This window comes from Fusobacterium ulcerans ATCC 49185, assembly GCF_900683735.1.
Lineage (GTDB): Bacteria > Fusobacteriota > Fusobacteriia > Fusobacteriales > Fusobacteriaceae > Fusobacterium_A > Fusobacterium_A ulcerans_A.
The window spans coordinates 1816633-1828864 of the sequence record NZ_LR215979.1; the positions used below are offsets into that span (position 1 = coordinate 1816633).

General features: G+C 27.9%; 12 protein-coding genes. 4 read left to right on the forward strand and 8 right to left on the reverse strand.

The genetic code is table 11. The features are described 5' to 3' along the window. Window positions 1-313 precede the first annotated feature (313 nt). The 6 genes from E0E45_RS08180 to E0E45_RS08205 all read right to left on the reverse strand — a co-directional run bounded on the left by E0E45_RS08180 (window position 314) and on the right by E0E45_RS08205 (window position 5742). Window positions 314-1183: a S1 RNA-binding domain-containing protein gene (locus E0E45_RS08180; protein WP_130890720.1), complete on the reverse strand. Its 870-nt coding sequence runs from the start codon at window positions 1181-1183 to the stop codon at window positions 314-316. Window positions 1184-1240: 57 nt separating this feature from the next. Further along, complete coding sequence (locus E0E45_RS08185; protein WP_130890721.1) at window positions 1241-1939, reverse strand: ABC transporter ATP-binding protein; 699 nt, start codon at window positions 1937-1939, stop codon at window positions 1241-1243. Next, on the reverse strand, window positions 1939-2694 hold the full coding sequence (locus E0E45_RS08190; protein ID WP_130890722.1) for an ABC transporter permease: 756 nt from the start codon (window positions 2692-2694) through the stop codon (window positions 1939-1941). The genes E0E45_RS08185 and E0E45_RS08190 overlap by 1 nt, the downstream gene beginning before the upstream one ends. Beyond that, window positions 2669-3616 (reverse strand): ABC transporter substrate-binding protein, encoded by a 948-nt coding sequence (locus E0E45_RS08195; RefSeq protein WP_130890723.1) that lies wholly within the window; start codon window positions 3614-3616, stop codon window positions 2669-2671. The genes E0E45_RS08190 and E0E45_RS08195 overlap by 26 nt, the downstream gene beginning before the upstream one ends. A 12-nt stretch (window positions 3617-3628) precedes the next feature. Continuing rightward, the gene (locus tag E0E45_RS08200) at window positions 3629-4318 is read right to left on the reverse strand and encodes an ATP-binding cassette domain-containing protein (protein ID WP_130890724.1); all 690 of its coding nucleotides are present in this window, start codon (window positions 4316-4318) and stop codon (window positions 3629-3631) included. 236 nt (window positions 4319-4554) lie between these two features. Then, window positions 4555-5742 carry a dicarboxylate/amino acid:cation symporter gene (locus E0E45_RS08205; RefSeq protein ID WP_130890725.1) on the reverse strand — a complete coding sequence of 396 codons (1188 nt, stop codon included), beginning with the start codon at window positions 5740-5742 and terminating at the stop codon, window positions 4555-4557. 272 nt (window positions 5743-6014) lie between these two features. On the opposite strand from E0E45_RS08205, the gene hflX reads away from it, so the two are divergent. Together hflX and E0E45_RS08215 are read left to right on the forward strand one after the other, a co-directional pair. Beyond that, complete coding sequence (hflX, locus tag E0E45_RS08210; RefSeq protein WP_130890726.1) at window positions 6015-7814, forward strand: GTPase HflX; 1800 nt, start codon at window positions 6015-6017, stop codon at window positions 7812-7814. Next, window positions 7808-9163, forward strand: coding sequence for an MATE family efflux transporter (locus tag E0E45_RS08215; protein ID WP_130890727.1), 1356 nt, complete (start codon window positions 7808-7810; stop codon window positions 9161-9163). Before hflX ends, E0E45_RS08215 begins: the two co-directional genes overlap by 7 nt. A 118-nt stretch (window positions 9164-9281) precedes the next feature. On the opposite strand, the gene E0E45_RS08220 is transcribed toward E0E45_RS08215, so the two are convergent. Together E0E45_RS08220 and bioD are read right to left on the reverse strand one after the other, a co-directional pair. Further along, a complete protein-coding gene (locus tag E0E45_RS08220) occupies window positions 9282-9974 on the reverse strand; it encodes an L-2-amino-thiazoline-4-carboxylic acid hydrolase (protein ID WP_130890728.1) in 693 nt (230 codons plus the stop codon). A gap of 144 nt (window positions 9975-10118) precedes the next feature. Continuing rightward, complete coding sequence (bioD, locus tag E0E45_RS08225; protein WP_130890729.1) at window positions 10119-10805, reverse strand: dethiobiotin synthase; 687 nt, start codon at window positions 10803-10805, stop codon at window positions 10119-10121. 224 nt (window positions 10806-11029) lie between these two features. On the opposite strand from bioD, the gene E0E45_RS08230 reads away from it, so the two are divergent. Together E0E45_RS08230 and E0E45_RS08235 are read left to right on the forward strand one after the other, a co-directional pair. Then, window positions 11030-11884, forward strand: a complete 855-nt coding sequence (locus E0E45_RS08230) for a WYL domain-containing protein (RefSeq protein WP_130890730.1) — start codon at window positions 11030-11032, stop codon at window positions 11882-11884. 72 nt (window positions 11885-11956) lie between these two features. After that, window positions 11957-12157 carry a hypothetical protein gene (locus E0E45_RS08235; RefSeq protein WP_130890731.1) on the forward strand — a complete coding sequence of 67 codons (201 nt, stop codon included), beginning with the start codon at window positions 11957-11959 and terminating at the stop codon, window positions 12155-12157. The last annotated feature ends 75 nt before the right edge of the window (window positions 12158-12232 follow it).

Consider the following 12232-nt stretch of genomic DNA (forward strand, 5'->3'; position numbering starts at 1 on the left):
AAATATTTTGATTGCTATTTTTTTTATTTCTTTTTTACTTCTAATTATAAAAAAGAATAATATAGTTTTCTATTACTGTTATAAAGCTGAATCAACAAAATTTTTAATATAATTTTATTTTGCCTCCTTATATGAAAATTAAAAAAAATTAATAAATTCCATCACACTTTTTCAAACGTTTATATTATTCTTTAATTCAGATGTTTAACCATGTATGTACATATGTAAACCTGTTAGTTGCTAAAATTATTTTTTATATAAAAAAGTTTTGAGATTTCTGTAATAGATTTCCCAAAACTTTATATAACTTTTGCTATTCTTCTGACTCTTTTTTTTCTTTTTTTATTTTGAAATATCCATTTTCATTCTTTTCAATTTTTCCGTTTTTCAATAGGTTTCCAACTGCTCTTTTGAATGCTTTTTTACTCATATTAAAATAATTAATAATTTCTTCAGGATTACTTTTATCAGTAAATCCAAAGCTATCTCCAAGAAGTCTCATTTTTTCATATACAAGTTCTGCATCTTTGTCCATTTGAATATATGCAAGTTCTCTTGGAGTAAGATCGATTTTTCCATCTTCTCTCACTCTTATTACTCTTGCTTCTATTACATCTCCAACTTTATAGTCTTTGAAGTATTCATTTTTAGGTATAAGTCCAAAATATCTATCTTCTACAGCTACAAAGACTCCTATCTCAGAATTAATTCCATAAACAGTTCCACTTACTATATCATTTTTCTGCATTTCAGTTGAGGGAAGAAGAAAATTATATATTTTCATAGTAGCAGAAAGTCTTCCTTTGCTATCTTCATATATTCCTACAAGATATTTTTTTCCTATTTCTACTTTTCCTACCTGCTGACTTTTTGGAAGAAGAAGTTCTTTTTTTAATCCCCAATCCATAAAAGCACCTAAAGTTGGATGAATATCTGTTACTTCTAATTTTGCTAAATTTCCAACTAAAGCTTCAGTTTTTCTAAAAGTAGCTACTGGTCTATCTTCTGAATCCATATATATCAGTACTTCTACTTCATCTCCTTCTTTAAGATCTCTTCCTTCTAATTCATTATTTGGAAGAAGTATATTATCCTTATCATCATCAGTTCCACCATGTAAATATGCTCCTACACTTGCAAAATTATTGATGATCATTTTTTGTCTTTTTCCTATTTTTATCATAAATTCTATCTCTCCTTAAACAATACTATCCTGTATTATATCTTTAATTTTAAATAATTACAAGAATAATTTTTCTATTTCAACTTTTAATTTTTCTTTTTTTTCTTTATTTTTTTCTTTTGGATAAGGATTTTTAAATATTTTTTTTATTTTTGTTGGTTTATTACTAAATACTACTATCTTTTCTCCCAAAGAAACAGCAGATTCTATATCATGAGTTATAAAAATTACTGTTTTATTTTCCAGATTTTGAAGTTTTATAAAATACTCCATTATTTCATTTTTTATTTTTATATCTAAAAATTCAAATGGCTCATCCATAAAAAGATAACTTGAAGGAAAAGAAAAAGCTCTTGCTATTCCTACTCTTCTTTTCATTCCACCACTAAGAGAATTGGGATATTCTCCTTCTATTCCATTTAAACCAACCATTTCAAGATATTTTTTTATTCTCAAGTTGATTTCTTCTTTTGATATTTTTTTCTTTAATACAAATTCTAAATTATCATAAACAGTTTTCCAAGGAATAAGAGTATCTTCCTGAAATATATATGACATCCCATTTTTATTTTCAGCTTCAAAAATTATTTCCCCTTTAAAGTCTTTTATTTTCCCAGCTATTATATTAAGAAGAGTACTTTTTCCTGAACCTGATTCTCCTAGTATAGCAGTAACTTTTCCTTCTTCAATATCTAAAGTTATTCCATCCAGTACTTTTTTATTTCCATAGGATTTAACTATATTCATAAGCTTCATTACAGTTTCCTCCATTTTGTAAGTTCTGTATTTATTTTCTTTAAAGATATATCCAAGAAAAAATTTATCAAAATAACAATAATTATCCATGCAAAAATAGAAGGACTTTCTAAATATATTTTCCCCATAAATATTTCTCCCCCAATAGAAAGAGAACCTTGTGATAAAACTTCTCCTGCTATAACTACTTTTAAAGTTAAAGCTATCAAAGCAGGTATTCCAGATGATGAAAAATAATATACTCCTGGAATATATATTCCTTTTAGGATATCCATTTTTGCCACTTTATATATATCTGCCATTTTTAATAAATCCCTGTCTATTGAATCTATACCTCCAAGTATATTTTCATATATTAATGGAAGAAGTATCATTATTCCAGTTATTATTGGGACAACTTCTACATTGCTCCAAATAAGAACTAGTATTATTACAGCTATTGTAGGAATAGATTTTAGAAATGAAAAAAATGGAAAAAATAAAATATAAAAAAACTTATATCTGTATGAAAGAATACTACATAAAATTCCTATTATTAATGATATACCTATACTTACCACAGTTCTCTTTAAAGTATGGAAAATTATTAATAAAAACTCTTTTCCTTTTATTATATCTATGAATGCTTTGAAAATACTTGGTATACTTGGAAATATCAAATCATTTCCTATTATTCTTGATATAATTTCCCATACAGCTATAAACAATAAAGGAGAGATAAGCATCCATCTACTTTGACATAAATATTTTCTCATCTGGAATTTTTCCTCCAATTGCCTTACTGTTTGTCTTTTCTATCTTTTCAAAATATAATTTATATACTTCTTTACTATCATTAGCTGGTACAAATTTTATATTCGCCCTTTTTATTACTTCATTTAAAATACTTATATCTATAGTTATTTTTGATTCAGCTATATATTTTTCTTTATCTGAATTTTCACTATAGATAAATTCTATACTATTTTTCAGTTCAGTTATAAATTTTGATACAAACTCTGGATCTTCTTCCACAAGTTCTTCTGTTGCAATCAGAGTAGATTGAGGAAATCCTGTATTGTTTTTAAAAATTTTTTTCCATTCATCATTCATATTAAAGTTGATTTTAGTCTTATTATCTTTTGACATTATTTTACTTAAAACAGGTTCTGAAACCATTGCTATATTTACTTTTCCAGCAAGATATAAAGGAGCAAGCTCATTTCCACCTGATAAATAATTTATTTTTAAATCTTTAGTTGGATTGATTCCATTTTCTTCTAATATAGTTTGCAGCATAATATCTGGTGTCAGCCCTTTTCCAATAGTATATATTTCTTTTCCTTTTAAATCTTTTATATCCTCTAGATTTTCTCTGCTTATCACATAAAAAGAACCCCATCCAACAGTTCCAATTATTTTATAATTAAGATTTTTATTATATAGTTGACCTGCAAGATTAGAGGGTACTATTCCAATATCACTCTCTTTTTTAAAAAAATTCATTACAAGAGATTCAGAAATCTTTTCCAGTTTATATTCTATTTTCTTACCAGATATTTCTTTATTATCATTTATCATTTTCACCACACTAAGAGCTGGCAGACCATTAGGAGATGTAAATTTGACAGTATCTTTTGAATATACTGCTGTAATAAAAAAAAGCATCATAAATAGAGCTATTATTGTTTTTTTCATGTTTATCCCTCATTATTCTTTATCTTTTATAAAATCTTTGCAATCTCCAAAATAGAAAGTTTTCTCTTTTCTTCTTAAAAACAGAAGTTTATTTGCAAAATTAGATATCTCTTTTATATTATGAGTTATGAAAATAACTGTAATCTCTTTTTCATCACATATTCTTTTTATTGTACTATAAAAATCTATTTTACTCTTTAAATCAAGAGCTGAACTTGGATTATCTATATATATCAATTTAGGCTCAGTAATAAGATGTTTTGCCGCATTTATTTTTAATTGCTGAAGTGCTGTAAGTTTATTTATTTTTTTATCTTTTAATTCATATAAATTAAAAAGTTTTAAAAGTTCATCTACTTTTTCCCAGTCACCATCTTCTAAACATCTTCCTCTTTTTCTAGAAATCATTCCAATAGCAACAATTTCTCTTGCAGTTCCTGGAAACTCTTCCTTTAACTGCATTATATTTTGTGGTATATAACTAACCTCACCTTTCCCTATATTATGATAAGATATATTTCCAGTTATTCCAGCATTTACTAACCCTAACAGCCCTTTTATCAGACTACTTTTACCAGAACCTGGAACTCCACCAATAGCAAGATAATCCCCTCTTTCAATATTGAAAGAAATATTTTCCAGAACTTTTCTGTTTTTTATAGTTAATCCAAAATTTTCCACCGTCAATATGATATCATTCATTTTTTAACCTCCTATTCTTAAAACTAATTTTTCCCTTATATACTATTATAACACATTTACCCATTTTTTGATAAACATAAAATTTTATAAAAAGTAAAATATTTTTACATTAAGAATTAATTTTATATAAAAAGAGAGTGGAATATTATCCACTCTCCATAATTTACCCCTATTTTATTCTAATGTTATATTTTCTCTTCTACTATTTCTGAATATCAGCAGCCATTCTGATACTTTTATATTTTTTCTTTAGTAGGAGGAATTAATTTAAATCCAGCAATTTTATTAACCATTATAGATATAGCCCCATCTCCAGTTACATTACAAGCAGTTCCAAAACTGTCTTGAGTTAAATATAGAGCAATCATTAAAGATGTAAGTTCTGGACCAAATCCAAGCATACTTTCTAATAATCCAAGTGCTGCCATTACTGCTCCACCTGGTACTCCTGGTGCTGCTACCATTGTTACTCCCAGCATAAGAATAAATCCAAACATTCCTGAAAATGTGATAGGCATTCCATTTAACATCATTACTGCCATTGAACAGCTTACAAGTGTTATTGTACTTCCTGATAGATGGATAGTAGCGCATAATGGGATTGTAAAGTCTGCGATCCCTTCATTTACTCCATTTTCTTTAGTTTGGTTAAGAGTAACTGGAATAGTTGCTGCAGATGACTGAGTTCCAATTGCTGTGAAATATGCAGGAAGCATTTTTCTTATTAATAATAATGGATTAGCTCCTGCTAAAGTTCCAGCTATTGTATATTGAACCAATAGGATAACAAAGTGAAGAATTATAATTATTCCAAATACTTTTGCAAATACTGACATGATTTTTACTATTTCTCCAGCATAAGTCATATTTGCAAAGATACCTGCTATGTATAGAGGCAAGAATGGAATAATAATATTTGTTATTATTTTTTCAACTATTGTCTGTACTTCATTCATAAGGTTTTTAAGAGTTGTTCCTTCAACTACTGCAATTCCAATACCTATGATGAATGCCATTAACAATGCTGTCATAACTCCCATGATTGGAGGCATTTCAACTGTTAAATAACCACTTAAAAGTCCTGCTTCTGGATGGCTTCCTTCTACTAAAGCAGCTCCTGTTGGAAGTATCTTTTTAAGCAAGATAGAATTTGTAAAAAATGCTAATGATCCAGATACGATTGTTGAACCATATGCAAGAACTGTAGTAACTGCTAATAGTTTTCCAGCTTTTTTACCTAAATCTCCAATACCAGGTGCTACAAATCCTAAGATTATTAATGGAATTACAAACTGTAAAAAGTTTCCAAATAATCCATTAAATGTAAGCATAACTCTTAGTAATGGAATAAATCCTATTTTACCTACAATGATACCTGCTATCAAACCTACAATAAGTTTTGGTAGTAAACCGAGTTTTTTCATTTTTTCCACCTCATTAAATTTTAGTGATTTTTCTCTATTAGAATATATACCATAATTTTATCTTTTAATCAACTCTTTATTCCGAAAATAAGATAAAATTTTTATATTTGAAACATATTCCAATTATATATCTCTGTATTTTCAATACATTGAAGCATGCTTTTAATAAAATAAAAATTTATTTTTTAAAGAGATAAATGAGTAATTTTCACTTTTAATAAAATTATGATATAATATGTTGCTAAATATAGAGATAAAACGGAGTGATTTTTATGATAAAAGGAAATACAGATGGAATCAAGGATTTTATTTTAAATGAATTGGATTCTCTTCATGATATAACAGTTGAAAAAAATAAAATAATAGAACCAGAAATGCTTGCTCTTATAGCTTCAGTGAGCAGCAGAATAAACAGAGAAATTAATATTGCTATTGACAGAAAAGGAAATGTTACTGAAATATCCATTGGAGATAGCAGCAGCGTACAGCTTCCTTTTTTGAATGTCCAGGAAAAAAGATTGAGTGGGGTAAGAGTTATTCATACTCATCCTAGTGGAAGTTCTAGTCTTTCTAATATAGATATATCCGCTCTTACAAAATTAAAATTAGACTGTATAGTTGCTATTGGAATAAATGAAGATTATATAACAGGAATGAGCATTGGATTTTGCAGTATAGATGGCAATGATCTTTCTCATGAAGTTCTAGGACCTCTCTCAGTAGAAGAAGTTGTAAATTATGATTTTCTTTCTAAAATTGAAGAGATAGAAGGATTTCTTAGAAAGAGAGAAATTAGTGAAAATGATGATGAATATGCGATTCTTGTAGGTTTAGATGATAATGAAAGTCTTGATGAACTAGCTGAATTAGCCAGAGCATGTAATGTTAAAGTTGTAGCTAAATTTTTCCAGAAAAAAACAAGAATCGATCCATGCTACTTTATTGGACCAGGAAAAGCACAAGAACTTGCTGTTTTTAAACAATTAAAAAAAGCTAATCTTATCATTTTTGATGAAGAGCTAAGTGGTATGCAGGTAAGGAATTTAGAAGAACTTACAAGCTGTAAAGTTATTGACAGAACTATTCTTATTCTTGAAATATTTGCTACAAGAGCCAGAACCAGAGAAGCAAAAATACAGGTAGAACTTGCACAGCTTAAATATAGAAGCAGCAGACTTTTGGGGTTTGGTTCTACAATGTCTAGAACTGGTGGTGGAGTAGGTACTAAAGGACCTGGAGAAAAGAAACTTGAAATTGATAAAAGAAGAATAAGAGAAACTATATATGATTTAAAACAGGAATTAGAAAAAATAAGAAAAACTAGAGTAACCCAAAGAGAAAAAAGAGATGAATCTGGTATACCAAAAATCTCTTTAGTTGGGTATACAAATGTTGGAAAATCTACTCTTAGAAATCTCCTTGTAGATATGTATGCAGCTGACAATACTTCTAAAAAAGAAGCTGTTTTTGCTGAAAATATGCTTTTTGCTACTTTGGATATTACTACAAGAGCAATAGTTCTTCCTGATAAAAGAGTAGCTTCTCTTACTGATACAGTTGGATTTGTAAGAAAACTTCCTCATGATCTTGTAGAAGCTTTTAAATCTACTCTTGAAGAAGTAAGTTTTTCTGACTTAATCATCCATGTTGTAGATGTATCAAGTGAAACTGCTCCAGAACAAATTTTAGCTGTTGAAAAAGTGTTAGGGGAATTAAATGCTTTGGAAAAACCTTCTTTCCTTGCATTAAATAAATTTGAAATGGCTTCATCAGAACAGATAGCTGCCATAAAAGAAAAATTCAGCAGATATCAAATGATAGAAATTAGTGCTAAAGAAAATAAAAATATTGATGAATTCTTACAGATGACTGTATCTCTTTTACCACAAACTACTAGAAAATGTACTTACTTAATACCTTACAGTGATACTTCTATGGGAGCTTTTCTTCATAGAAATTCTATAATTCAAGAAGAAGAATATGAAGGAGAAGGTGTAAAAATAATTGCCGTAGTCAATGATGAAGTATACAACAAATGTAAAAAATTCATGATTGAGGAGAATATATGTTAAAAATAATACTGGAAATTTTAAGACTAGCTCTTCCAGCAGTTGGGGAAATGATTCTTTATATGATGATATGGGTACTTGATACCATAATGGTTGGAAAACATAGTGGACAGCTTGGAGTTTCAGCTGTTGGACTTAGTTCAGAGGTAATGTACACATTTTCAAATATAATTGTGGCTATGGGATTATCAATTTCTATTACTTCAATAATCTCAAGGGCTATTGGTGGAAAAAACTATGAAAAAGCAAGATTGACTTCTGATATTGCTTTAAGGTTGGGACTCATATTTGCCTTTTTAATGGGTGGAATATTCTTTCTTTTCCCCCAGAAAATCTTAACAATTGTAGGAGCTGAAAAAGATATTTTATCTCTTGCAACTAAATATATGAGAATATGCTCTATTGCTGTAATGTGCAATATGACAACAAATACATTCAATGGAATATTCAGAGGATGCAAAAATACTAAAACACCTCTCTATACAGCTATAATAGTAAATATAGTAAATTTATCTCTTGATTATATTCTTATATTTGGTAAATTTGGTGCTCCAGAACTAGGAGTCGTAGGAGGAGCTATTGCTACTGTTATTGGAAATGTATGTGGCCTATTATTCACATTGAGCCAATTAAAGAAAATACCATTTAAATTAAGTCCATTAGCTCCATTTAATAAAGAATATTTTAAAGAACTAGTGAGATTAACAATTCCTTCTTCTCTACAGGAAGGGGCTTTTAGTATAAATAAATTGATAAATGTAGCTATTATTATGACTCTTGGGAGCTTATCATTTGCTTCTAATCAGATAGCTATTACAATTGAAAGTATCTCTTTTATGCCTGGCTGGGGATTTGCCATAGCATGCACATCTCTTACAGGATATTCTATAGGTCAAAAAGATTATGTCAAGGCTAAAACATATATAAATTATTCTATATACCTCGCTTCTGGTATCATGGGATTCTTTTCTATAATATTTCTTATCTTTCCAGAAAAACTCATTTCTCTTTTTATAAAGAGCAGTGAAACTGAAGTTATAGCTCTGGGGACTGTCTGTCTGATGCTTGCTTCAATTGAACAGATCCCTATAGCCATCTCAATGGTATTAGGGGGAGCTTTGAAAGGTACTGGAGATAGCAAGACTCCATTCAAAATAGTTTTATTTACAAACTGGGTTAGAAGACTTCCTCTTGTGTATTACTTTATTTATTTAAGAAGAAGTTCTGTCACTTATTTTTGGAAGATAACAGCTCTTCAATGGATAATAGAGGCTATCATTATTTTCATTGTATATCGTCATAAATGGAAAAAATATTATCAAACAGCAGATTTAAAAGAAAAGATTGCATAAAGGCTGGAAAAGGGGCTGCTGCAAATTTAAAACAGCCCTTTTTTTATGTAAAATAAAAGAGGCTATACAAATTAGTTTATAACTCACTAATTTGCAACAGCCCATTTATAATTATATTTTAGATTAAATTAAAATCTATATTTAAATAAGAAAGCAGTACCTCTGCCATTTCCTCTCCATATTCTTCAGCAAAATTTTTTAAAACTTTCAAAGCTATTTCTTCTCCATTTATTTTAAAAATAGCTGTTGTTATATCTTTAAAAGTTTTATAACAATGTCCACAATGATAATCAAATTTTTTTATATTTTCCAGACTTCTTATAAATTTCTGTTCTTTTTTAAAATCAGCTCCTTTCATAATTTGAATACAACACTCATGTTCATACATACTCTGTGGAACTTCAAAAATTAAATATGGATTAAATCCCCTCACAATGGCCTTATCTAAATGACTACAATAAACAATTCCTGCTTTATCTAAGTTCATTTTTTTAAATTGTTCTGCCCAAGGACATTGTAATATTTTTATTTCATAGTCTGGAGAGTATGTTACTTCCTCAACTTGATTAATTGCTCCTTCTCTTTTTAATGTTTCACTACTTATCCATTCTCCATATTCTCTGTATACAGCAAATGTAAGTTGCTTATTATCTCTTATTGCTCTTTGAGCCATTCTAGAACCTCTTTGTTCAGCATAACGCTGTGTTGCCATAATAAAAGCTTGCTCCCCTTGTTCTCCATAAATTTCTACAAGTTCTTTATAAAATGAAGCTGCTATGAAAGCATGGTGCTTTTCTGTGAATTCTTTCATAATCCCTCCTAAAACTTATTTTATTCTACTTAGTCAATACTATTATACAACAATTTAATTTTATTTTATTATAAATAAAGAGGCTTAAAAGAATTTTTTCTTCGGCCTCTTCTCTTTATTTGTTATTTCTCTTTTTAAAATAAATTACTTTGCCTCTGCTTCTAAAAACTTTAAAAGATCCATTTGATCTATTGCCTCTTGCCCATATTTTAATAATAAATAATTTTCTATTCCACTCATATGCATCACAATCTCTCTGTTATCTTCTTCGTAACCAGTTCTGTCATATGATCTTTCTATAGAATTAAATATAAAGCCTTGTATTTTTATTCCCATGTTCTGCAGAGCATTTACTGTAAGCATTGTATGATTTATACTTCCTACACGATTTCCAGTAACTACTATCACTGGTATATTCAATGTTTTTATTAAATCATACATATAATATTTTCCTCTAACTATTGGAACAAAAAGTCCACCTGCTCCTTCTACAATTAAAGTATCATATTTTTTACACAGCTTTTCCCAATGTTTTTTTATTTTTTCTGGTTTTACTTCTACTTTATCTAATTCAGCAGCTAAATGTGGAGATACTTCAGCTCTTAATAAATATGTTGTCATATCTGTATCATATGGTATTTTATTATACTCACATAAAAATTCCACATCTGGAGAAATCAATTTCCCTAACATTTCAAAAGCTCCGCTTTGAACTGGTTTGTAGTACCCTCCATTTATTTTCTTTACTCCCTGATAAAGAAGAGTACTCACATAGGTTTTCCCAATACCTGTATCTGTCCCTATTACAAAATAACCTTTATTTAAATTCATACCCTTCCCCCTCAATCATCTTTTTACCACTCTTAAGATTTTTTCTTTTATATTTTTAATAAAGTTTTTCACGATTTTAAGTAGCTCCTTTTTATACTTTTAAAAAATTTCTCTACATTCAAATATATCACAAAATTCCAAATATTTAAAGTACTATGTATTATTGAGATTTTTTATGATAAAATATTTTATAATACTAAAAAATAGAAAGCAGGTTTTAGATAATGGAAAAAAAAATAAGAATAACTCTCCTAAAGCAAGTCATGGAAATAATTGAGTCTGATCTAGATAATTTTAAAATAACAAAAAACTATCTTCTGAATTATATATTTGAATATATGAAAAATGAAAAAATAAATGATAGTTTTTTCTTTGATGGAGAAAAAACTATCATACAATTTAATTTAAATAAAAAAAATTTGAGTACATATTATGATTTTTTAATGGAAAAAAATATACAGGTAGAGGCAGATTTCATAAGAAAACTTATTTATAAATATGCTAATCAATCAAGGAAGAACAGAGAACTTTTTATCTTTCATTCTATAATAGAAAGAATAGAATCAGCAATAAAAGATAAAAAACTTATAAAAATACATTTTAAAGATAAAAGAATAACTTCTGTACTGCCTTTCTATATTGGAAGTTCTAAGCTGGAGCTATCTAATTATCTTTTTTGCTATGATATGGAAGAAGAAAAATATAGAAACTATAGAATCAGTAATATAGATACTATTTTTATTACTAAAGAAAGAAAAATTTGGGAAGATATGAAATTTGTAGAAAAAGTGATACAAGATTTTGATCCTTTCCTTTCACAAGGAAAAAAGATAAAAGCTATTTTAACTCCAGAAGGAGAAAAAATTTTAAAAGAAGTAAAATTAAATCGTCCTGAAATTATCTCTAAAAAAGAGAATTTTTATGAATTTCAATGCTCGGAAGAAAAGGCTAAAAGATACTTTACATACTTTTTGGACGAAATTGAGATATTAGAACCTCTAAGTCTACGAGAATGGTTTAAAAACAAATATTTAAATGCTTGTAAAAAATATCTTGACAATTTTGTTTTTAAAAAGTAAAATGATAAAAAATAAATTTCATTTAGTTTTTAAGAAATTTATTAATTTTATTTTTTAAAGGAGTGATATTTTATGACAGAAAAAAATCTTAATCTAATCAAAGAACTTGAAGAACAAATCGAAGAAATCAAAATCAAACTTAAAGCAAGTAATTGTGAAGATGAAAAAGAAAAACTAGCTGATAATTATCAAAAGATATACACAGAATTAAATGAAGTATATCTAGAAAACGAAAAAATCTCAAGTAGACTGGAAAGAGAAAATGGATTATAGTACTATATTTAAGATAATCCTATGAAAAAAGCTGACTAAATATTATTTTTAGCCAGCTTTTGTTTTTTTATTTTT